The organism is Streptomyces sp. NPDC087270, assembly GCF_044744625.1.
GTDB lineage: Bacteria > Actinomycetota > Actinomycetes > Streptomycetales > Streptomycetaceae > Actinacidiphila.
This window is the reverse complement of record NZ_JBIUYR010000007.1, coordinates 18,087-39,454: the sequence shown is the minus strand read 5'-3', so window position 1 is coordinate 39,454 and position 21,368 is coordinate 18,087. Positions and strand designations below refer to the sequence as shown.

The window sequence follows — 21,368 nt, the reverse complement described above, 5'->3', positions numbered from 1 at the left end:
AACGTCGCGCGCCGCCGCCGGTGTCCGGAAGGACAAACCAGCGGCGGCGCGGTGAAGTTGGCCGAAAACGGGTCTCAGCTCTCGGCTTCGGCTGTCCCGTTCCCGCTGCCGCTGCCGCTGCCCGGCCCGGTGTAGTCCTCGCCGTAGGCGCCCTTGGCGGGGCGGCGGCGGCGCAGCGGCGGCTCGACGCCGTCGGCGAGGCGGCGGGCGGTGAGCAGGAAGCCGGTGTGGCCGATCATCCGGTGGTCCGGGCGCACCGCGAGTCCCTCGACGTGCCAGGTGCGCACCATCGACTCCCAGGCGGCCGGCTCGTTGAACGTGCCGTGCTCGCGGATCGCCTCCACGGTGCGGGCGAGCTGGGTGGTGGTGGCCACGTAGGCGCACAGGATGCCGCCGGGCACCAGCGCCTTGGCGACGGGCTCCAGGCACTCCCAGGGCGCGAGCATGTCGAGGATGACCCGGTCGACGTCGGTGTCGGAGAGGTGGTCCTGGAGGTCGCCGACGGTGAGCTGCCAGGCCGGGTGCGGCCCGCCGAAGTAGCGCTCGACGTTCTGGGTGGCGATCTCGGCGAAGTCCGCCCGGCGCTCGTAGCTGTGCAGCATGCCGTGGTCGCCGATGGCGCGGAGCAGGAAGCTGCTCAGCGAGCCGGAGCCGACGCCTGCCTCGACCACCCGGGCCCCGGGGAAGATGTCGGCCATCGCCAGGATCTGCCCCGCGTCCTTGGGGTAGACCACGGCGGCGCCGCGGGGCATGGACAGGACGTAGTCGGGGAGCAGGGGGCGCAGCGCGAGGTAGGCGACGTTTCCCGTGGTCCGCACCACACTGCCCTCGGGGGCACCGATCAGCTCGTCGTGCGGGAAAGCGCCCTTGTGGGTGTGGAACTGCTTTCCGGCTTCGAGCGTGAACGTGTAGTGGCGTCCCTTGGGGTCGGTGAGCTGGACCTGGTCCCCGACTCTGAAAGGCCCGCGCCTGCGGGCTGCACCAGTCGGTTCGGACATAGGACCACCCTAGTCGCTGGCCGGGGCCCCTTCGGACGGGCCCGGGGCCCGCCGGCGAACCGGGCGACCGATCAGGCCGCGCGGGTCGAGCAGCGCGGGTCGAGCAGCGCGGGTCGAGCCCGGCGGCTCAGGCCGCCCGGGACATGGCGGCCACGAAGGCGCGTTCCACGTCGGCGGTGGACAGCACGCCGTAGATCTCTCCGGTGGGCTCGACCACGAGGTACTCGGTGGAGGGGGTGGCCCGCAGGGTGTCGAGGAGTTCCTCGCCGGTGAGGTCGGCGGAGACCCGCATCCCGGGCCGCAGGTCGTTGGACAGGCCGCTGACCGCGACCCAGGGGCGCCGGTGCTCGGGCACCGAGATGATCGCCGACTCCCGGACGAGCGCGGTCGGGTCGCCCTTGCCGTCCACCACGACCAGGGCGCGGGCGCCAGCTTCGTTGGCGCGGCGCAGCGCCTCGGACAGCGGGGTGTCGGAGGAGACCGGGACGGCCCGCCGGGTGAGCGTGCGGGCCCGCAGGTCCGGCAGGCGCTCGCGCAGCCGGGCCATGCGCAGCCCGTTGCCGGCGCCGGTCCACATGATCGCGGCGAGGATCGCGGCGAGCAGCGCGTCGGTGAGGGAGTCCGCGCCGCTCTCGCCGTTGCCCCGGGCGTAGGAGAGCATCGGCAGCCCGATCAGGACGGCCAGGGCCAGCACCCGGCCGGCCCAGGCGGCGGCGACGGTGCCCTTCATCGGGTTGCCGCTGAACTTCCAGACCACGGCCCGCAGCATGCGGCCGCCGTCCAGCGGCAGCCCGGGCAGGAAGTTGAAGATCGCCACGATCAGGTTGCTGATCATCAGCCCGGCGAGCAGCACCCCGGGCACGGTGCCGCGCTCGACGAGCTGCATCCCGCCGAAGAAGACGCCGGCGAGCACCAGCGACAGCAGCGGCCCGACGAAGGCGAGCATGAACTCGCGGCCGGGGGTGTCGGAGTCCTTCTCGATCTCGGAGACGCCGCCGAAGAACTGGAGCTGGATGCGGCGCACCGGCAGGTCGAAGCGGATCGCGGCCACGGTGTGGGCCAGTTCGTGCACCAGCACCGAGGCGTAGAAGGCGACCGCGAAGAAGAGCGACACGAGGTAGCGGACCCGGCCGAGTTCGGGCAGCACGGTGTCGAGCTGCCCGCCGAAGACCCAGGTGATCAGGGCGGCGACCAGGAACCAGCTCGGGGCGACGTAGATCGGGACGCCGAGGAACCGGCCCATCAGGATGCCGCCGCCGGGCTCCCTCGGCTGCTTGTCGGTGCCGTCGTCGCCACCTCGGCCCGGGGTGCGGGTGTTCTGGGACGGCGGACGGCCGCTCTCGCTCACTGGTTCCCCTTCTGAAAACAGACCCCCGTGCCGATCATGCGGCACGAGGGGCATCGCCCCCATGGTATTGCCCAGCCGATCGGCGCACACCGGCGCGTGTCCGTGTCGGTGCCAGGCCGTAAGGTCGTCTGCCATGGGGACCCCCGCCGACAGCACCCGAACTCCCGACAGCGCGTCACCCGGCCCCGTCCCGCCCGAGGGCGCGCCGCCCGAACCCGCGCCCGGGCTGGTCCCGGCCGGGCGGACCTCCCCGGAGGCCGGGCCGAGCCGGCCGGAGGGCGGGCCGGTGCCCCCGGAGAGCGGGCCGGTGCCGCCGGAGGGCGGGCCCCGCGGGGGCCTGCCGCCGCGCCCGCCGGTGTCGCTCTCGCCGTCGCGGGCCGCGGACTTCATGCGCTGCCCGCTGCTGTACCGGCTGCGGGTGATCGACCGGCTGCCGGAGAAGCCGAGCGAGGCGGCGACCCGCGGCACCGTCGTCCACGCGGTGCTGGAGCGGCTGTTCGACGCCCCGGCGGTGGAGCGCACACCCGAGCGGGCCCGGGCGATGGTGCCCGGCGAGTGGCAGCGGCTGCTGGCGGCCCGTCCCGAGCTGGCCGGGCTGTTCACCGCGGCCGAGGGCGCGCTCGACGCGGCGGCGCTGTCGGCCTGGCTGGAGAGTGCCGAGCGGCTGGTGGAGCGCTGGTTCACCCTGGAGGACCCGACCCGCCTTGAGCCCGCCGAGCGCGAGCTGTACGTGGAGACGGTGCTGGAGTCCGGCCTGACCCTGCGCGGCTACGTCGACCGGCTGGACGTGGCACCGGCCACCGGGGACCTGCGGGTGGTGGACTACAAGACCGGCAAGGCCCCCCGCCCCGAGTACGCCGACGAGCCGCTCTTCCAGATGCGCTTCTACGCCCTGGTGCTGTGGCGGCTGCGCGGGGTGGTGCCGCGCCGGCTCCAGCTGGTCTACCTCGGCAGCGGCGACGTACGGACCTACGACCCGTCGGAGGCCGACCTGCTGCGCACCGAGCGGCGGTTGCTGTCGCTGTGGGAGGCGATCCAGGAGGCGACGGCCAGCGGTGACTGGCGGCCGCGGCGGACCCCGCTGTGCGGCTGGTGCGACCACCAGGCGCTGTGCCCGGAGTTCGGCGGGACTCCCCCGCCGTACCCGCTGGCGCGCATCGCCGGGACCGGGCCCGCCGTGGGCGAGAATGGTCCGGTCTAGCGAAGGAGTACTCGTGGCGATCCGCGTCCTGTTGGTGGACGACCAGCCCCTGTTGCGCACCGGCTTCCGGATGATCCTGGAGGCCGAGCCGGACCTGGCCGTGGTCGGTGAGGCCGGTGACGGCCAGCAGGCGCTGGACCAGGTGCGGGCGTTGCAGCCCGACGTGGTGCTGATGGACATCCGCATGCCCCGGATGGACGGCGTCGAGGCGACCCGCCAGATCACCGGCCCGGACCGGTCGGGCCCGGCGAAGGTGCTGGTGCTGACCACCTTCGACCTGGACGAGTACGTGGTGGAGGCGCTGCGCGCCGGGGCCAGCGGCTTCCTGCTCAAGGACGCGCCGGCCGCTGAACTGGTGCAGGCGATCCGGGTGGTGGCCGCCGGCGAGGCGATGCTCGCGCCGAGCATCACCCGGCGGCTGCTGGACAAGTACGCCGGCCGGCTGCCGTCGGGCGAGGAGTCGGTGCCGCAGCCGCTGCACGCGCTGACCGAGCGCGAGGTCGAGGTGCTCAAGCTGGTCGCCCGCGGCCTGTCGAACGCGGAGATCGCCGCGGAGCTGTTCGTCAGCGAGACCACGGTGAAGACCCACGTCGGCCATGTGCTCACCAAGCTGGGCCTGCGCGACCGGGTGCAGGCGGCGGTGTACGCGTACGAGAGCGGCCTGGTGCGCCCCGGCGCGAGCTGAGGCCCCGCCCGGCGCGCCCGGGTCCCGGTACACCCGCGGGCAGCCACCCGCACACGCGAACGCCCCCGCGCGGCCCTTCCGGGCTCGTCGCGGGGGCGTTCGCCGTGGGGCGGGTGCGCGGTCAGCCGGAGGCGCCGCGGCCCAGCTCCCAGAACTGCGTGGTGGTCGAGGCGTTGAGCGCCCACTCCGCGCCGGTGATGTCGTTGCGGGCGGCGATGTACTGGTTCGCCTGCCACAGCGGGAGCATCGGCACCTGCTCCGCGACCAGCTTCTGCGCCGCGCCGAACGCGTCGGTGGTGGCGCTGCGCTGGGCCTGGCTGCGGGTCTCCGGCAGGATCGTGTTCCGGATCTCCGTCAGGTTGTACGGCAGCGGGATGAACGTCTCCTTGTCGAAGAACGGGGCGATGTAGTTGTCCGGGTCCGGGAAGTCCGGCAGCCAGCTCAGCGCGAAGACCTGGTACTTGCCCTCGCCGGCGGCCTTCAGGAAGGCGTTCCACTGCTCGGCCTCGACGTGGACGTCGAAGAGCCCGGACACGTCGAGCTGCTTCGCGATCGCCTCGGCCTCGGCCTTGTTCATGGTGCCGCCGTTGTCGCGGCGGAAGTTGATGGTCAGCGGCACCTTGCTGGTGATGCCGGCGTCCCTGAGCGTCTTCTGCGCGTTCTTGACGCTGGGCTCGCCGTAGGTGTCGTAGAACGAGTTGACGTGCGTGGTGATGCCCTGCGGGACCACCGAGTACAGCGGCACCGCGGTGCGCTGGTAGACGTCGCGGGTGATCGCCTGCCGGTCGATGAGCTGGGCCATCGCCTGGCGGACCGCGACCTTCTTCAGCGACGGCGCGTCGGTGTTGAGGAAGAGGTAGCGGGCCTCGCCGCCGGAGGACTGGGTGAGCTTGAAGTCCGGGTCCGGGTTGCTCTGCAGAGCCTGGATCTGGTCCGGCGACAGCTGCCGGCTCATCACGTCCAGCTGGCCGGACTTGATCGCGTCCTCCATCTTGTTGGAGTCCGCGAACATCTTGAGGGTGACGGCGCTGTTGTGCATCTTCAGCGTGCCGTCGTAGTGCGAGTTCTTGGAGAACACCGCCTGCTTGCCCGCGGTCCAGGAGTCCAGCTTGTACGGGCCGGAGCCGACCAGCCGCCAGCCGGTGTACGGCTTCTTCGCCGGGTAGACCGTGCTGTCGACGATCGCGGCGGCCGGGGTGGCGAGCTTCGCCGGGAACGTCGCGTCGGGATGCTTGAGGTGGAAGACCACCGTCTGCGGGTCGGGCGCGTCCACGCTCTTGACGTCGGATATGAGCGACGACGGGCCGTCGGACCAGTGGATCTTCTGCATACGGTCGACGGAGAACTTCACGTCGGTGGAGGTGAGGGAACGGCCGGTGGAGAACTTCTCGCCGTCCCGCATCGTGCACTGGTACGTCAGACCCGAAGTGCCCGCGTAGTGGCACTCCTTGGCGGCGTCGGGGGTCGGCGTGGTGCTGCCGCGCTGGTAGGTCAGCAGCATCTGGAAGGTGTTGTAGAACACGTTCCAGGTCGCGCTGTCGTACGACGTCGCCGGGTCGAGCGGCGCCGGGTTGTCCTTGGTCAGCTCGATGCTGTCGGTGGTACCGACGACGATGGGTTTGCCACTGCCGCCGCTGCCGCCGGAACTGCCGCACCCGGTGATCGCGGGTGCCAACGCGCCGAGCAGGGCCGGCAGCACCAGAAGCTTGCGGTTCATCGTTGGTCGTTCTCCTCTTGCGCATGTGCCGGGGGCTCGTGACGCGCCCATAAGGCCCAACAAGGCCGCCCGCGCACCCGGATCGCAGGTGTACGGGCTGGAGGCAGCGCGGGGCACGCTGGGGCGACGATACCGAGGTTGCCGGTGATCAGCACCAACGGGTGGCCAAAGTTGGCGGTCCCGACGAGCGGAACCGCCCCGGCGGCACACTCAGTGAAGGGACGTGCGCAAGGAGCGCAGAAAAGGGACGGTGAGGTCCTCCAGCGACCGGACCACGGTCCGTCCCGGCGCGGGCGGGATCGGCACCACCGACGGCACCGCGACCACCCGGCAGCCGGCCGCCTCCGCGGACGCGACACCGGTGAGGGTGTCCTCGACGACCACGCAGTGCGCGGGGTCGGTACCGAGCCGGGCGGCGGCGGCCAGATACGGGTCCGGGTGCGGCTTGGTGCGGCCGATCTCGTCGCCGGCCAGCGTGAAGGCGAAGTGCTCGGGGCCGAGCGAGCGCAGCATGACGTCGATGGTGCGGCGGTGCGAGGCGGACACCAGCGCGGTGGGCACGGCGTGCGCGACCAGGTCGGTCAGCAGCCGGCGGGCACCGGGCATCAGCGGCGCGCCCTGAGCGACCAGGTGCTCGAAGCGGCTGTTGATGGCGGTCATCAGCTCGGCCGCCGGAGCGGTGGCGCCGGTGACGTCGATCAGGTGGCCCACGCTGCGGGCCATCGGGCCCCCGACCACCACCGCGCGGTGCGCCTCGTCCAGCACGTGGCCGAGGTCCGCGAAGACCTCGGACTCCGCCGCCCACCACAGGCCCTCGGTGTCCACCAGGGTGCCGTCCAGGTCCAGGAGCACGGCCCAGGGGCCGCCGGGCCCCTTCGCCGCACGGGTGTCGGCGACCGGGATGCTGCTCGTCATAGGCCCCACTCCTCGGTTCTGGGGGACACAGAGGCCGGTCGCCGCACCCCGCTGAACAGCGCGGGGAGGCGACCGGCCTCTGCCGGACCCACCAGTGTACGTCGGGCCGTTGCGGACCGCTGAACGACAGGCGAACCGCTGGTCAGCGGGCGTTGAAGTACTTCGCCTCGGGGTGGTGGATGATGATCGCGTCGGTGGACTGCTCGGGGTGGAGCTGGAACTCCTCGGAGAGCTTGACGCCGATCCGCTCCGGCTCCAGCAGGTCGGCGATCTTCGCCCGGTCCTCCAGGTCGGGGCAGGCGCCGTAGCCCAGCGAGAAGCGGGCGCCGCGGTACTTCAGGTCGAACATGTCGGTGACGGCGGAGGGGTCCTCGCCGGCGTAGCCGAGTTCGGCCCTGACCCGGGCGTGCCAGTACTCGGCGAGCGCCTCGGCGAGCTGCACGGACAGGCCGTGCAGCTCCAGGTAGTCGCGGTAGGAGTCGGCGGCGAACAGCTCGTTGGCGGCCTCGGAGACGCGGTTGCCGACGGTGACCACCTGGAAGCCGACCACGTCGGTCTCGCCGGAGTCCTCGGGGCGGAAGAAGTCGGCCAGGCACAGCCGCCGGCCGCGCCGCTGGCGCGGGAAGGTGAAGCGGGTGCGCTCGGTGCCGTCCTCGTGCAGCACGATGAGGTCGTCGCCCTTGGAGACGCACGGGAAGTAGCCGTAGGTGACGGCTGCCTCCAGCAGGTGCTCGGACTGGAGTTTGGTGAGCAGGCCGCGCAGCCGGGGGCGGCCCTCGGACTCGACCAGTTCCTCGTAGCTCGGGCCGTCCGCGCGGGACTGCTTCAGGCCCCACTGGCCCTTGAAGAGGGCGCCCTCGTCCAGCCAGGAGGAGTAGTCGGCGAGCTGGATGCCCTTGACCACCCGGCTGCCCCAGAACGGCGGGGCCGGCACCGGGTTGTCGACGGCGACGTCGGAGCGGACCTGGCCCAGGTTGGGCTCTTCCGGCTGCTCGGGCTGCTCCCGCTTGGGCACCCGGCGGGCCTTCAGCTCCGGCAGCGCCGCGCCGGGCACCCCGCGCTTGACGCCGATCAGCGCGTCCATCAGCCGCAGCCCCTCGAAGGCGTCGCGGGCGTAGCGGACCTCGCCGGCGTAGATCTCGTGCAGGTCCTGCTCGACGTAGGCGCGGGTGAGGGCGGCGCCGCCGAGGATCACCGGGTACTTCGCCGACAGGCCGCGCTGGTTGAGCTCCTCCAGGTTCTCCTTCATGATCACGGTGGACTTCACCAGCAGCCCGGACATCCCGATCACGTCGGCGCGGTTCTCCTGGGCCGCCTCCAGGATCGAGGAGACCGGCTGCTTGATGCCCAGGTTGACCACGTTGTAGCCGTTGTTGGACAGGATGATGTCGACCAGGTTCTTGCCGATGTCGTGCACGTCGCCGCGGACGGTGGCCAGCACGATCGTGCCCTTGCCGGCCTCCTCGCCGTCGGCCACCTTCTCCATGTGCGGTTCCAGGTAGGCGACCGCGGTCTTCATCACCTCGGCGGACTGGAGCACGAACGGCAGCTGCATCTGGCCGGAGCCGAACAGCTCGCCGACCACCTTCATGCCGGCCAGCAGCGTGTCGTTGACGATGTCCAGGGCGGAGCGCTCGGCCAGTGCCTCGTCCAGGTCCGCGGACAGGCCGTTCTTCTCGCCGTCGATGATCCGGCGCTGGAGCCGCTCGTCCAGCGGCAGCGCCATCAGCTCCTCGGCGCGGCCGGCCTTCAGCGACTTGGAGTCGACGCCCTCGAAGAGCTCCATCAGCTTCTGCAGCGGGTCGTACCCCTCGGCGCGCTTGTCGTAGACCAGGTCGTACGCGGCCTGGCGCTGCTCCTCGGGGATGCGGGCGATCGGCAGGATCTTGGCGGCGTGCACGATCGCGGAGTCGAGCCCGGCCTTGACGCACTCGTCGAGGAAGACCGAGTTCAGCGCGGTGCGGGCGGCCGGGTTGAGGCCGAAGGAGATGTTGGACAGGCCGAGCGTGGTCTGCACGTCGGGGTGGCGGCGCTTGAGTTCGCGGATCGCCTCGATGGTGGCGATGCCGTCCTTGCGGGACTCCTCCTGGCCGGTGCAGATGGTGAAGGTCAGGCAGTCGATGAGGATGTCGGACTCGCGGATGCCCCAGTTGCCGGTGAGGTCGTCGATCAGCCGCTCGGCGATCGCGACCTTCTTCTCGACGGTACGCGCCTGCCCCTCCTCGTCGATGGTCAGCGCGATCAGGGCGGCGCCGTGCTCGGCGGCGAGCGCGGTGACGCGGGCGAAGCGGGACTCGGGGCCGTCGCCGTCCTCGTAGTTGACCGAGTTGAGCACCGCGCGGCCGCCGAGCTTCTCCAGCCCGGCCCGCAGCACGTCCACCTCGGTGGAGTCCAGCACGATCGGCAGGGTGGAGGCGGTGGCGAACCGGCCGGCGATCTCGGCCATGTCGGCGACGCCGTCCCGGCCGACGTAGTCCACGCACAGGTCGAGCAGGTGGGCGCCCTCGCGGATCTGGTCGCGGGCCATCTCCACGCAGTCCTCCCAGCGGCCCTCCAGCATCGCCTCGCGGAACTTCTTGGAGCCGTTGGCGTTGGTCCGCTCGCCGATCGCCAGGTACGAGGTGTCCTGGCGGAACGGCACGGTCTGGTAGAGGGAGGCGGCGCCCGGCTCGGGACGCGGGTCGCGCGGCGCGATGTCGTGGCCGCCGATCCGGTCCACCAGCTGGCGCAGGTGCTCGGGGGTGGTGCCGCAGCAGCCGCCGACCAGGGACAGGCCGTACTCGCGGGCGAACGTCTCGTGCGCGTCGGCGAGTTCGGACGGGGACAGCGGGTAGTGCGCGCCGTCCTTGGTCAGCACCGGCAGGCCCGCGTTGGGCATGCAGGTCAGCGGGATGCGGGAGTGGCGGGCGAGGTAGCGCAGGTGCTCGCTCATCTCGGCCGGGCCGGTGGAGCAGTTCAGGCCGATCAGGTCGATGCCGAGCGGTTCGAGCGCGGTCAGGGCGGCGCCGATCTCGGAGCCGAGCAGCATGGTGCCGGTGGTCTCGACGGCCACCGAGCAGATCAGCGGGACGTTGGCGCCGGCGGCGGCCATCGCGCGGCGCGAGCCGACCAGCGCGGCCTTCACCTGGAGCAGGTCCTGCATGGTCTCCACGACCAGCGCGTCGGCGCCGCCGGCGATCAGGCCGGCCGCGTTGGCCTGGTAGCCGTCGCGCAGGGTGGCGTAGTCGGTGTGGCCGAGGGTGGGCAGCTTGGTGCCGGGGCCGATCGAGCCGAGCACGAAGCGGCGGCGGCCGTCGGCGGCGAAGCCGTCGGCGACCTCGCGGGCCAGCCGGGCGCCGGCCTCGGACAGCTCCTCGATCCGCTCGGGGATGTCGTACTCGGTCATCGCCGAGTGGTTGGCGCCGAAGGTGTTGGTCTCGACGCAGTCGACTCCGGCCTCGAAGTACGCCTCGTGGACGGAGCGGACGATGTCCGGGCGGGTGACGTTGAGGATCTCGTTGCAGCCTTCGAGCTGCTGGAAGTCGTCCAGCGTCGGGTCCTGCGCCTGGAGCATCGTGCCCATCGCGCCGTCGGCGACGACGATGCGGGAGGCCAGCGCCTCACGGAAGGCGGTGACCCGGGCCGCGTCGTACGCGGACGAGGCGTGGCTGGACGAGGGGGACGGCAAAGCCATGGACTGCTCCCTGGAGTGCGACGGCTGTCGGCTATGCGCTGGCCGCGCGGGCGGGCCGGGAAAGGCCGCGCCCGCACGGCACGCACTCCGCCAGCGTAGCGGGCGCGGCCGGAACGGCTCGGCCGATTCCAGAGAGCGGACGGGTGGCGCTGGTGAGGTGCCCACCCCGCTCTGCCATGATGAAGAATGATGAAGGTCGACATTGTCGACCCGGAGCTTCGTCGACCGTGCCCGCCCCGGCCGCATCCGGCCGCCGGCGGGCACCGGTCGGCGACCCGCGCCGTCCCGTACTTCTTGGAGCGCCCGCCATGCCAGGTCCCATCCAGTCACTGGAACGCGCCGCGGCGATCCTGCGGCTGCTGGCGGGCGGTGAGCGGCGGCTGGGGCTGTCGGACGTGGCGTCCTCGCTCGGCCTGGCCAAGGGCACCGCGCACGGCATCCTGCGCACCCTCCAGCAGGAGGGCTTCGTCGAGCAGGACCCGGTGTCGGGGAAGTACCAGCTCGGCGCGGAGCTGCTGCGGCTGGGCAACAGCTTCCTGGACGTGCACGAGCTGCGGGCCCGCGCCCTGGTGTGGACCGACGACCTGGCCAGGTCGAGCGGCGAGGCCGCGTACCTGGGGGTGCTGCACCAGCAGGGCGTGCTGATCGTGCACCACGTCTTCCGGCCGGACGACAGCCGCCAAGTGCTGGAGGTCGGCGCCATGCAGCCGCTGCACAGCACCGCGCTCGGCAAGGTGCTGGCGGCGTACGACCCGGTCGCGCACAGCGAGGCGGCCGAGGGCGAGCGGGCCGCGCTGACCGGGCGGACGGTGACGTCCGCCGCGGACTTCGAGGCGGTGCTCGACCTGACCCGGGCCCGGGGGTGGGCCGCGGACCTGGAGGAGACCTGGGACGGCGTGGCGTCGGTCGCCGCGCCGGTGCACGACCGGCGGCGGATGCCGGTCGGCGCGGTGGGCATCACCGGCGCGGTGGAGCGGGTCTGCGACGACAGCGGGATCAGGCCGCGGCTGGTCGCGGCGGTACGGGACTGCGCGCGGGCGGTCTCCCGCGACCTGGGCGCGGGGCGGTTCTGATCCACCCGCGACCCGGGTGCGGGGCGGTGTCCGGTCACCCCGCCCGGCCCTCCTGGCGGCACGGCGGGCGTCTGCTCCGTCACAGCACTCTTGACCTGGTCAGCGCGGAGGGCGAGACTTTCGACCTGCGGTCGACAATGTCGAACAACGGACGGAAGTCGGATCGCGGCTCAGGGACTGGGACAAAGGAGTCGACGTGTCCAACGGCCACATAGTCATCGGCGAGCTCTTCGGTACCGCCGTTCTGATCCTGCTCGGCGGCGGCGTCTGCGCCGCGGTGACGCTCAAGAGATCCAAGGCCAAGGACGCCGGCTGGGTGGCGATCTCCTTCGGCTGGGGCCTCGCGGTGCTGGGCGGCGCCTACATCGCCAACGGCTACTCGGGCGGCCAGCTCAACCCGGCCGTCACCTTGGGCATCGCCATCAAGACCGGCGACTGGAGCACCATGCCCTACTACCTGATCGGCGAGTTCGGCGGTGCGATCATCGGCGCGGTGCTGGTCTGGGCGGCCTACCTCGGGCAGTTCCACGCTCATCTGACCGACCCCGCGGTGGTGGGCGCGCCGGCCGCCCCGGCCGAGGGCGGGGCCGGCGACGCGGCCGGCACCGCGCACGCGACCGCGGTGGACACCGCGTCCGCGCCGAAGGCCGACCCGGCCGGGCCCACCACCGGCAACCAGGCGCAGCCCGGCGGCCCGGTGCTCGGCATCTTCTCCACCGGCCCGGAGATCCGCAATCCGGTGCAGAACCTGCTCACCGAGATCATCGCCACCGCGGTGCTGGTGCTGTTCATCCTCACCCAGGGCATGACCAAGGGCCTGGCCCTCAACGGCACGGGCATCCTGCTCACCGCGCTGCTCGTGGTCGGCATCGGCCTGTCGCTCGGCGGCCCCACCGGGTACGCGATCAACCCGGCCCGCGACCTCGGCCCGCGGATCGTGCACGCGCTGCTGCCGCTGCCCAACAAGGGCGGATCGGACTGGGGATACGCGTGGATTCCGGTGGTCGGCCCGCTTGTCGGCGCCGCGATCGCGGGCGGGCTGTACAGGCTGGCCTTCATGTAGCGCGGACCCGCGTCCGTACGGTGCGACCCGCGCCGTACGGACGTACCGCGGCCGCCGTACCGACCCGCACCACCCGCCGCGCACCGCGCACCGCGTGCCGGCCCTCGCCCACCGCCTCGCCAAGACCCGCCCGCACAGGACGCCAGACCCAGCAGGAGCTCACCGTGACCGACACCCCGACCGGCACCGACACCGCCGCCGGCACCGCCTCCGCCACCCAGGCCGCCGGCGGCTCCGCCGGCTCCTCCCACGGCTCCGGGCCGTTCATCGCGGCCATCGACCAGGGCACCACGTCCAGCCGCTGCATCGTCTTCGACCGGGACGGCCGGATCGTCGCCGTCGACCAGAAGGAACACGAGCAGATCTTCCCCAAGCCGGGCTGGGTGGAGCACGACGCCGCCGAGATCTGGACCAACGTCCAGGAGGTGGTGGCCGGCGCCATCCGCAAGGCCGCCCAGGACATCCCCGGCTTCCAGCCCGCCGACGTCAAGGCGATCGGCATCACCAACCAGCGCGAGACCACGCTGCTGTGGGACCGGCACACCGGCGAGCCGGTGCACAACGCGCTGGTCTGGCAGGACACCCGCACCGACACGCTCTGCCGCGAACTGGGCCGGGACGTCGGCCAGGACCGGTTCCGCGCCACCACCGGGCTGCCGCTCGCGTCGTACTTCGCCGGCCCCAAGATCCGCTGGCTGCTGGACCACGTGGACGGCCTGCGGGAGCGGGCCGAGGCCGGCGACATCCTCTTCGGCACCATGGACTCCTGGGTGATCTGGAACCTCACCGGCGGAGCGAACGGCGGAGTGCACGTCACGGACGTCACCAACGCCTCCCGCACGCTGCTGATGGACCTGCGCACCCTCGACTGGGACCAGGACATCCTCGACGCGATCGGCGTGCCGGCCGCGGTGCTGCCCCGGATCGGCTCCTCCTCCGAGGTCTACGGCACCGCGGACATCGGCGGCCTGTCGGACGTCCCGGTGGCCTCCGCGCTCGGCGACCAGCAGGCCGCGCTCTTCGGCCAGACCTGCTTCTCGCCGGGCGAGGCCAAGTCCACCTACGGCACCGGCACGTTCATGCTGCTCAACACCGGCGAGACCCCGGTCGACTCCCGCAACGGCCTGATCACCACGGTCGGCTACCGGATCGGCGACGCCGCCCCGGTCTACGCGCTGGAGGGGTCGATCGCGGTCACCGGCGCCCTGGTGCAGTGGATGCGCGACCAGATGGGCCTGATCAGCACGGCGGCCGAGATCGAGACGCTGGCGCTGACCGTCGAGGACAACGGCGGCGCCTACTTCGTGCCGGCCTTCTCCGGGCTGTTCGCGCCCTACTGGCAGGACGACGCCCGCGGGGTGATCGCCGGGCTGACCCGCTACGTCACCAAGGCGCACATCGCCCGCGCCGTCCTGGAGGCGACCGCCTGGCAGACCCGCGAGATCGCCGACGCGATGACCAAGGACTCCGGCGTCGAGCTGGCGGCCCTGAAGGTCGACGGCGGCATGACCTCCAACAACCTGCTCATGCAGACCCTCGCCGACGTGCTGGCCGCACCCGTGGTGCGCCCCATGGTCGCCGAGACCACCTGCCTGGGCGCGGCCTACGCCGCCGGCCTCGCGGTCGGCTTCTGGCCGGACACCGACGCGCTGCGCGCCAACTGGAAGCGGGCAGCGGAGTGGACGCCCCGGATGGCCGACGCCGACCGGGACCGCGAGTACCACAACTGGCGCAAGGCCGTGACCCGGACCATGGGCTGGATCGAAGAAGAGGAGCACTGAGAAACGCCATGACCACCCTGCAACGCGTCCCCGCCCTGGGGACGCACCCGACCGCCGGCGCGAACCCCGGGCGGGCCCAGACCCGCGACCTGCTCGGGCACGCCACGTACGACCTGCTGGTGATCGGCGGCGGCATCCTCGGCATCACCACCGCCTGGCACGCCGCCCAGTCGGGACTGCGGGTGGCGATGGTGGACGCCGGCGACTTCGCCGGCGCCACCTCCTCCGCCTCCTCCAAGCTGCTGCACGGCGGCCTGCGCTACCTCCAGACCGGAGCGGTGCGGCTGGTCGCCGAGAACCACGTCGAACGGCGCGCGGTCTCCCGGGACGTGGCGCCGCACCTGGCCAACCCGCTCACCTTCTACCTGCCGGTGTACAAGGGCGGTCCGCACGGCGCGGCCAAGCTCGGCGCGGGCGTGTTCGCGTACTCCGCGCTGTCCGCCTTCCGCGACGGCGTCGGGCACGTCATCAGCCCGGCCAGGGCCGCCCGCGACGTGCCCGAACTGCGCACCGACGACCTGCGCGCGGTCGCGGTCTACGAGGACGGGCAGATGAACGACGCCCGGATGGCGCTGATGACGGTGCGGGCCGCGGTCGGCGCGGGCGCGACCGTGCTCAACCACGCCGAGGTCACCGGGCTGCGCTTCACCCGCGGCCGGGTGACCGGCGCGGATCTGCGCGACCGCACCGACGGCACCGAGTTCGGCGTGGACGCGCGGCTGGTGCTCAACGCGACCGGCCCGTGGGTGGACCACCTGCGGCGGATGGAGGACGCGGCCGCGGACCCGTCGATCCGGCTGTCCAAGGGCGCCCACCTGGTGCTGAAGCGGACCTCGCCGTGGCGGGCCGCACTGGCCACGCCGATCGACAAGTACCGGATCACCTTCGCGCTGCCGTGGGAGGGCATGCTGCTGCTCGGCACGACCGACGAGGCGTACGAAGGTGATCCGGGCGAGGTGGCGGTCACCGAGGCCGACATCGCCCAGATCCTGGACGAGGCGGCCTTCTCGGTCCGGGACCGGCAGCTCACCCGGGACCTGATCACGTACTCCTTCGCCGGGCTGCGGGTGCTGCCCGGCGGCCCCGGCGACACCGCGAAGGCGAAGCGGGAGACGGTGGTCACCGAGGGCCGCGGCGGCATGCTGTCGGTCGCGGGCGGCAAGTGGACGACCTTCCGGCACATCGGCCGCACGGTGCTGGCGAAGCTCGCGGAACTGCCCGGGCACCCGCTCGCCGACGACATGGAGCCGCTGGACCGGCTGCCCAGGCACGCCCCGCTGCCCGGGTTCGCCAGCCCCGGCGCGGTCGCGCACCGGCTGGTCGTGGACGGCATCGCGCCCGGCCCGCGGATGGCCGGCGACACCGCGGGCCACCTCGCCGGGCACTACGGCTCGCTCGCCTTCGACATCGCCCGCCTCGCCAACGAGGACCCGGCGCTGGCGACGCGCATCCACCCGGACGCCCCGGAGATCTGGGCGCAGGTGGTCTACGCCCGCGACCACGAGTGGGCGTACGACGTGGACGACGTGCTGCGCCGCCGGACCACCCTCACCATCCGCGGCCTGGACACCCCGGAGGTACGAGCAGGGGTCGAGCGCATCCTGCGGGCGCGCAGGGACTGAGCGCGCGGCCCTCGTTCAGCCGTTGGCGGGCGGGAGCGCGGGCCCGGGGGTCAGCAGCGCGTCGAGTTCCGCCAGGAGGGCGGCGGGGCGCGGGTGGCCGATCCGCTCCAGCAGGGTCAGCCAGCGCTCCCGGCCCTCCCGCCACAGGTCGGCGAGGGTGCCGGCGGCGACCGCGTCGACCGTACGGCGCGGCAGTTCGGCCTCGGCGGCGCGGGACGGGGTGAGCCAGTGCGCGGTGCTGTGCTCGGCGAGGCGGGCCATCCACAGCAGGTGGCGGGCGGCGTGCGCGAGGGCGTCCTGGGCGCGCAGCCGCTCGCCGCGGGCGGTGACGTGGGCGGCGAGCACCATCCAGTTCGCGAACCGCCCGCACAGGTCGGCGATCTCGTCGGCCCCGGCGGGCAGTACCGCCTGCTCGGGCAGCCCGGCGAGCACCGGGGTCAGCGCCCCGTCGCGGTCCACCACGACCATCGCGTCGACCGCCGCGCCCCGGGCCGGCCACTCCCCCACCGACGCGATGTCCTCGGTGCTGGCGAAGTGGAACTCGCCGCGCACCGGCCCGGGGAAGAGCGCCACATGGGTGCCGAACTCGTTGCGCAGCACGAGGTGGACCGGGGCGACCTCGGCGCACCAGGCCGCGGGGTCGAGGGCGGCGCGCGCCTTCGGGTCGAGGAACAGCCAGAACTCGACGTCGCTGTGCGGGTCGCCCTCGCCCGCCGCGAAGGAGCCGTACATCAGGGCCGCGCGGATGGTCTCGTCGGCGCGGCACAGCGCCCGCACCCGGTCGATCAGTTCGTACTGGATCACGCGCGCCAGTATGGGTCCCGGCCGGATGCCGCGACAGCGATTTCCAGCGCGGTGGCGCCGGGCCGGGGCGTGGCCGGCTCGGCGAACCCCTTGTACTGGCGGTACATGTCGGCGAACTCCCCGACCACGTCGCGCAGCAGCCGCGCGGTGGCGTCGCCGGCGCGGTAGTCCTGGCCGGTGGCCCTGGCGAGGTCCCAGCCGTGCAGGGCGAGTTCGAGGAAGAGCATGCGCGCGGTGGCGTCGGCCGGCATGGCCGCCTCGCCCATCGGGATCTCGCCCTCCCACGCGGCGGGTTCGGCCCACGCGGCCACCGCGCGGTCGAGCTGCCGCGCGTACGCCGCGGCCCACTCCGGTTCCGCGGTGAAGTCGCGGGTGGCCAGGTCGTCGGGGTGCGGCTCGCGGCGTGCGCGCAGCTCCATGCCGAGGCCGGTGTACGCGACGAGGTGGTTGGCCAGGGCGCGGGTGTCGTACTCGGGGCAGGGTGTGGGGCCGGTGAGCTGCCCGGGCGTGACCGCCGCGGTGATCCGGGCGGCCTCGGCGGCGGCGTCGGCGAGCCGCGGGTGGACGGTGCGGTGCGAGTCGATGGCATTCATGGCTCCGACGCTAGGACGCGGCGCGCGGCCGGTCTTGAACAAACGCGACAGGCGGTCCGCGGCTTCCTAGGCTGGGGCCATGAGCAGGCACGGGATGGGGCGCGGGGTGCTGCGGCCGGCGACGGCCGCAGCCCACCTCACGGTCCCGCTGCACCCGCCGGCCGCCGCCCTCGCGCCGTACGTCGAGTACTACTGGAACCCGCGCTGGGACCTGCGCGGCCGGCCCGACCATGTGCAGGACGTGCTCGCGCACCCGAACGTGCACCTGGTCTTCGAGGAGCCGGTGCCGCTGGTGTACGGGGTGCAGCGGGCGCTGTACCGGCGGGTGCTGCACGGGCGGGGGCAGGCGTTCGGGGTGCGGTTCCGGGCGGGGGCCTTCCGGCCGTTCGCCCGGGGGCCGGTGGCGGAGCTGGTGGACCGCTCGGTGCCCGCCGCCGAGTACTTCGGGGCCGAGGCGCGGGCGCTGGGCCGGGAGGTGCTGGCGATGGAGGACCTGGACGCGATGTCCGCGGCGGTGGACCGCTTCCTGCTCGGGTTCTTGCCCGCGGTGCCCGATCCCCGGGTCGCCCGGGCGGGCGCGCTCGTGGAGCGCCTCACCGCCGACCCCGGCACCCTGCGGGTGGACGCGGTGGCCCGCGAGTCGGGACTGCCGGTGCGGCGCCTCCAGCGGCTGTTCGCCGAATACGTCGGAGCGTCGCCGAAGTGGGTACTGCGCCGGGCCCGGCTGCACGAAGCCGCCGCACGGGCCGACGAGGGCACCCGCATCGACTGGCCGGCGCTCGCCGCCGAGCTCGGCTACGCGGACCAGTCGCACTTCATCCGCGACTTCACCGCTGCCACCGGAGTACCGCCGACGCACTACGCCGGGCGGTGATCCGCGGAACTGGTGGGGGCGACCGTTAGGACGGGGCGGGGTTGTGGCTCATAATGGAGATACATCGGAGGTCTGGCACGGCGTGGTGCCAGGGGATGTGGAACTGGGGAGGGCCCGGATGGCGGTCACGGATGAGGCGATCGAGAAGATCAAGGACATGATCGTCTCGGGGGCGCTGCGGCCGGGAGACCGGTTGCCCAAGGAGAGCGAGCTCGCGGCCGAGTTGGGCCTGTCCCGCAACTCCCTGCGCGAGGCGGTGCGCGCGCTGTCGCTGATCCGCATCCTCGACGTGCGCCAGGGCGACGGCACCTACGTCACCAGCCTCGACCCCCAGCTGCTGCTGGAGGCGCTGAGCTTCGTGGTGGACTTCCACCGGGACGACACGGTGCTGGAGTTCCTCGCGGTGCGGCGCATCCTCGAACCGGCGGCCACCGCGATGGCGGCGGTACGGATCACCCCGGAGGCCCTCGACGTGCTGGAGGGCAAGCTGGACGCCCTCGGCCCCACCCCGTCCGTGGAGCAACTGGTCGCCTCGGACCTGGACTTCCACCGCGGCATCGTGCAGGGCTCCGGCAACTCCGTGCTCTGTTCGCTGCTCGACGGGCTCTCCGGTCCGACCACCCGCGCCCGGGTCTGGCGCGGGCTCACCCAGGAGGACGCGGTCAGCCGCACGCTCCACGAGCACCGGGCGATCCTGGCGGCGCTGCGCGACCGCGACGCCGAGGCGGCGCGGTCCTGGGCGACGGTCCACGTCGCCAGCGTCGAGCAGTGGCTTCGCTCCACCCTGTGAAAGCGGTGCCCCTGATGTGGTGGGGGGGGGGGGGGGGGGGGGGGGGGCGCCCGCGGGGGGCGGGGGGGGGGGGGGGGGGCCGCCCGGCCCCCCGCCCCCCCCCCCCGCCCGGCCCCCCCCCCCCCCCCCCCCCCCCCCCCCCCCCCCCCCCCCCCCCCCCCCCCCGCCGCCGCGGGCGGGCCCCCCCCCCCCCCCCCCCCCCCCGGGGCGCGGGGGGGGGCGCCCCCCCCCCCCCCCCCCCCCCCCCCACCACATCAGGGGCGCGTGGGGGCAGCTCTCTGCGAAGCCAGGGGGAGAACCGCGCGACCGGCCACCGCGGACCGCGAGGTCCCCAACGGCGAGGACAGGGCACCCCGGAGGGTCAGGCCAACCCGTACGCACGGATGGCGTTGCCGCCCAGCACCGCCTCGCGTTCCTCCGGGGCCAGGGAGGCCGTAGCCTGCTCCGCGAGCGCGAACACGTCGGAGTAGCGGCCGGCGAGGGTGCACACGGGCCAGTCGGAGCCGAACAGCACCCGGTCGGAGCCGAAGGCCGCCAGCACGTGCCGGGCGTAGGGCAGGACGTCCTGGGGCCGCCAGGATTCCCAGTCGGCCTCGGTGATCAGCCCGGACAGCTTGCACATCGCGTTGGGGTGGTCGGCGATGCCGGCGATCTGCTCGGCCCACGGCTCCCACTCCCCCGCCGCGATCGGCGGCTTGCCGGCGTGGTCCAGCACGAAGCGCACCTCGGGCAGTTCCTCGACGGCGGCGAGCGCCGCGGGCAGTTCGCGCGGGGTGACGAGCAGGTCGTAGGCGAGACCGGCGGCGCCCAGGGCGCGCAGCCCGGCGCGGATGTCGGGCCGGTCCAGCCACTGCGGGTCGGCCTCGTCCTGGATCTGGTGGCGGATGCCGACCAGCGGTCCGGCCGCGGCGAGTTCGGTGAGCACCGCGGGCAGCCCGTCGGGGTCGGCGAGGTCGGCCCAGCCGACCACCCCGGCGATCCGGCCGTGCGAACCGCGGGCGATGGCGAGCAGTTCGCGGGTCTCGTCGAGCGAGGAGCTGGACTGCACGACGACGGTCGCGGCGATGTCGTGGGCGTCGAGCAGCGGCGCCAACTCGGGCAGCGCGAAGGTGCGGTTGATGGGTTCGAGGGCGTCGCCCTTCAGCCAGGGCTGCGGGCGGCGGCCGAGGTCCCACAGGTGGTGGTGCGCGTCGATTCGCATGGGTGCGCTCACTTCCCCGTCAGCGGCAGGGGCACGTCCGCGTCGAGCAGTCCCCGCTCGACGAGCGCGTGCCACAGGTCGTCGGGGATCGCGTGGTCGAACAGGGCCGCGTTGTCCCGGACTTCGGCCTCGTTGGCCGCGCCGACCACCGCGCAGACCACCGAGGGGTGCGCGAAGGGGTAGCGCAGTGCGGCCGCCCGCAGCGGCACCCCGAACTCCGCGCAGACCCGCTGGATGTGCTGGGCCCGCTCGATCAGGCCGGTCGGCGCGGCCTCGTAGTTGTAGTGGGCGCCGGGCCTGGGGTCGGCGAGCAGACCGGAGTTGTAGACGCCGCCGACCACCACCTGGGTGCCGCGCCGCTCGCAGACCGGCAGCAGGTCGTCGTACGCGGTGCGCTCCAGCAGTGTCCAACGGCCCGCGCACAGCACCACGTCGACGTCGAGGTCGGCGACGAGGCCGGCCATCACCCCGCTGTAGTTCATGCCGAAGCCGATCGCCTTGACCACGCCCTGGTCGCGCAGGGCGGCGAGCGCCGGGAAGCCGCTGGTGCGGACCTCGCGCAGGTGGTCCTCGACGTCGTGCAGGTAGACGATGTCCACGCTGTCCACGCCGAGGCGCTTCAGCGAGCCCTCCAGGGTGGCGTTGATGCCGTCCGCGGTGAAGTCCCACTCCCGGGCCCGGGCGGGGCTGTCGACGTAGCCCTGCTCGTCCGGGGACTCGCCGGGGCCGAGGTCGCGCAGCCGCCGGCCGACCTTGGTCGACAGCAGGTACGACGCCCGGTCCCGCCCGGCCAGCGCCCGGCCCAGCCGCTCCTCGGAGCGGCCCATGCCGTAGTGCGGCGCGGTGTCGAGGTAGGTCACGTCCCCGCCGAAGGTGTCGAACGCCGCCGCGACCGTGGCCTCGGCCTGCTCGTCGGTGATCGCGGTGTAGAGGTTGGCCAGCGGGGCGCAGCCGAGGCCGAGCCGGGGCAGTGCCGGTACGGGCATGGGGTGGGTCTCTCCTTGCGGTGTGCGTCGGTACGGTGCCGGGG

17 protein-coding genes are annotated in these 21,368 nt (G+C 73.3%); 8 read left to right on the top strand and 9 right to left on the bottom strand.

Annotation, left to right across the window (positions count from 1 at the left end):
• Positions 1-74: 74 nt before the first annotated feature.
• The gene (locus tag ACIPAE_RS15775) at positions 75-998 is read right to left on the bottom strand and encodes a tRNA (adenine-N1)-methyltransferase (protein WP_329371264.1); all 924 of its coding nucleotides are present in this window, start codon (positions 996-998) and stop codon (positions 75-77) included.
• Positions 999-1,125: 127 nt separating this feature from the next.
• Positions 1,126-2,346 carry a site-2 protease family protein gene (locus ACIPAE_RS15770; protein ID WP_329371263.1) on the bottom strand — a complete coding sequence of 407 codons (1,221 nt, stop codon included), beginning with the start codon at positions 2,344-2,346 and terminating at the stop codon, positions 1,126-1,128.
• Between the two features lie 133 nt (positions 2,347-2,479).
• Between ACIPAE_RS15770 and ACIPAE_RS15765 the strand changes: the two genes are divergently transcribed.
• Together ACIPAE_RS15765 and ACIPAE_RS15760 are read left to right on the top strand one after the other, a co-directional pair.
• Positions 2,480-3,547 carry a RecB family exonuclease gene (locus tag ACIPAE_RS15765; protein WP_402445540.1) on the top strand — a complete coding sequence of 356 codons (1,068 nt, stop codon included), beginning with the start codon at positions 2,480-2,482 and terminating at the stop codon, positions 3,545-3,547.
• A 13-nt stretch (positions 3,548-3,560) separates the two neighbouring features.
• On the top strand, positions 3,561-4,232 hold the full coding sequence (locus tag ACIPAE_RS15760) for a response regulator transcription factor (protein WP_328461965.1): 672 nt from the start codon (positions 3,561-3,563) through the stop codon (positions 4,230-4,232).
• Between the two features lie 121 nt (positions 4,233-4,353).
• Here the strand turns inward: ACIPAE_RS15760 and ACIPAE_RS15755 are convergent, their stop codons facing one another.
• The 3 genes from ACIPAE_RS15755 to metH all read right to left on the bottom strand — a co-directional run bounded on the left by ACIPAE_RS15755 (position 4,354) and on the right by metH (position 10,537).
• Positions 4,354-5,949, bottom strand: coding sequence for an ABC transporter substrate-binding protein (locus tag ACIPAE_RS15755; RefSeq protein WP_402445538.1), 1,596 nt, complete (start codon positions 5,947-5,949; stop codon positions 4,354-4,356).
• Between the two features lie 210 nt (positions 5,950-6,159).
• Positions 6,160-6,864, bottom strand: coding sequence for an HAD family phosphatase (locus tag ACIPAE_RS15750; RefSeq protein ID WP_366414396.1), 705 nt, complete (start codon positions 6,862-6,864; stop codon positions 6,160-6,162).
• 142 nt (positions 6,865-7,006) lie between these two features.
• A complete protein-coding gene (metH, locus tag ACIPAE_RS15745; RefSeq protein WP_329371256.1) occupies positions 7,007-10,537 on the bottom strand; it encodes a methionine synthase in 3,531 nt (1,176 codons plus the stop codon).
• Positions 10,538-10,845: 308 nt separating this feature from the next.
• Here metH and ACIPAE_RS15740 point away from each other — a divergent pair, with 308 nt between their 5' ends.
• From ACIPAE_RS15740 to ACIPAE_RS15725, 4 genes are all read left to right on the top strand, one after another.
• Positions 10,846-11,610, top strand: coding sequence for an IclR family transcriptional regulator (locus ACIPAE_RS15740; RefSeq protein ID WP_329371254.1), 765 nt, complete (start codon positions 10,846-10,848; stop codon positions 11,608-11,610).
• 196 nt (positions 11,611-11,806) lie between these two features.
• Complete coding sequence (locus ACIPAE_RS15735; RefSeq protein WP_402445535.1) at positions 11,807-12,673, top strand: MIP/aquaporin family protein; 867 nt, start codon at positions 11,807-11,809, stop codon at positions 12,671-12,673.
• 266 nt (positions 12,674-12,939) lie between these two features.
• The gene (gene glpK / locus ACIPAE_RS15730; RefSeq protein WP_329374418.1) at positions 12,940-14,454 is read left to right on the top strand and encodes a glycerol kinase GlpK; all 1,515 of its coding nucleotides are present in this window, start codon (positions 12,940-12,942) and stop codon (positions 14,452-14,454) included.
• Positions 14,455-14,462: 8 nt separating this feature from the next.
• Complete coding sequence (locus ACIPAE_RS15725; protein WP_328461971.1) at positions 14,463-16,076, top strand: glycerol-3-phosphate dehydrogenase/oxidase; 1,614 nt, start codon at positions 14,463-14,465, stop codon at positions 16,074-16,076.
• A 15-nt stretch (positions 16,077-16,091) separates the two neighbouring features.
• On the opposite strand, the gene ACIPAE_RS15720 is transcribed toward ACIPAE_RS15725, so the two are convergent.
• Together ACIPAE_RS15720 and ACIPAE_RS15715 are read right to left on the bottom strand one after the other, a co-directional pair.
• Complete coding sequence (locus ACIPAE_RS15720; RefSeq protein WP_402445532.1) at positions 16,092-16,880, bottom strand: hypothetical protein; 789 nt, start codon at positions 16,878-16,880, stop codon at positions 16,092-16,094.
• Positions 16,877-17,473, bottom strand: coding sequence for a TIGR03086 family metal-binding protein (locus ACIPAE_RS15715; protein WP_366414400.1), 597 nt, complete (start codon positions 17,471-17,473; stop codon positions 16,877-16,879). Before ACIPAE_RS15715 ends, ACIPAE_RS15720 begins: the two co-directional genes overlap by 4 nt.
• A gap of 79 nt (positions 17,474-17,552) precedes the next feature.
• Between ACIPAE_RS15715 and ACIPAE_RS15710 the strand changes: the two genes are divergently transcribed.
• Complete coding sequence (locus ACIPAE_RS15710; protein ID WP_366414401.1) at positions 17,553-18,347, top strand: helix-turn-helix domain-containing protein; 795 nt, start codon at positions 17,553-17,555, stop codon at positions 18,345-18,347.
• Between the two features lie 118 nt (positions 18,348-18,465).
• Complete coding sequence (locus ACIPAE_RS15705; RefSeq protein ID WP_329371244.1) at positions 18,466-19,137, top strand: FadR/GntR family transcriptional regulator; 672 nt, start codon at positions 18,466-18,468, stop codon at positions 19,135-19,137.
• Between the two features lie 361 nt (positions 19,138-19,498).
• On the opposite strand, the gene ACIPAE_RS15700 is transcribed toward ACIPAE_RS15705, so the two are convergent.
• Together ACIPAE_RS15700 and ACIPAE_RS15695 are read right to left on the bottom strand one after the other, a co-directional pair.
• A complete protein-coding gene (locus tag ACIPAE_RS15700; RefSeq protein WP_402445529.1) occupies positions 19,499-20,338 on the bottom strand; it encodes an amidohydrolase family protein in 840 nt (279 codons plus the stop codon).
• Positions 20,339-20,346: 8 nt separating this feature from the next.
• Entirely contained in the window at positions 20,347-21,324 is a 978-nt protein-coding gene (locus tag ACIPAE_RS15695; protein WP_402445527.1) for an aldo/keto reductase, read from the bottom strand.
• Positions 21,325-21,368 lie beyond the last annotated feature (44 nt).

Coding starts and splice junctions, on each gene's coding strand:
- ACIPAE_RS15775 (WP_329371264.1), bottom strand. CDS start 998: ATGTCCGAACCGACTGGTGCAGCCCGCAGGCGCGGGCCTTTCAGAGTC.
- ACIPAE_RS15765 (WP_402445540.1), top strand. CDS start 2,480: ATGGGGACCCCCGCCGACAGCACCCGAACTCCCGACAGCGCGTCACCC.
- ACIPAE_RS15755 (WP_402445538.1), bottom strand. CDS start 5,949: ATGAACCGCAAGCTTCTGGTGCTGCCGGCCCTGCTCGGCGCGTTGGCA.
- ACIPAE_RS15750 (WP_366414396.1), bottom strand. CDS start 6,864: ATGACGAGCAGCATCCCGGTCGCCGACACCCGTGCGGCGAAGGGGCCC.
- metH (WP_329371256.1), bottom strand. CDS start 10,537: ATGGCTTTGCCGTCCCCCTCGTCCAGCCACGCCTCGTCCGCGTACGAC.
- ACIPAE_RS15740 (WP_329371254.1), top strand. CDS start 10,846: ATGCCAGGTCCCATCCAGTCACTGGAACGCGCCGCGGCGATCCTGCGG.
- ACIPAE_RS15725 (WP_328461971.1), top strand. CDS start 14,463: ATGACCACCCTGCAACGCGTCCCCGCCCTGGGGACGCACCCGACCGCC.
- ACIPAE_RS15715 (WP_366414400.1), bottom strand. CDS start 17,473: ATGAATGCCATCGACTCGCACCGCACCGTCCACCCGCGGCTCGCCGAC.
- ACIPAE_RS15710 (WP_366414401.1), top strand. CDS start 17,553: ATGAGCAGGCACGGGATGGGGCGCGGGGTGCTGCGGCCGGCGACGGCC.
- ACIPAE_RS15705 (WP_329371244.1), top strand. CDS start 18,466: ATGGCGGTCACGGATGAGGCGATCGAGAAGATCAAGGACATGATCGTC.
- ACIPAE_RS15700 (WP_402445529.1), bottom strand. CDS start 20,338: ATGCGAATCGACGCGCACCACCACCTGTGGGACCTCGGCCGCCGCCCG.
- ACIPAE_RS15695 (WP_402445527.1), bottom strand. CDS start 21,324: ATGCCCGTACCGGCACTGCCCCGGCTCGGCCTCGGCTGCGCCCCGCTG.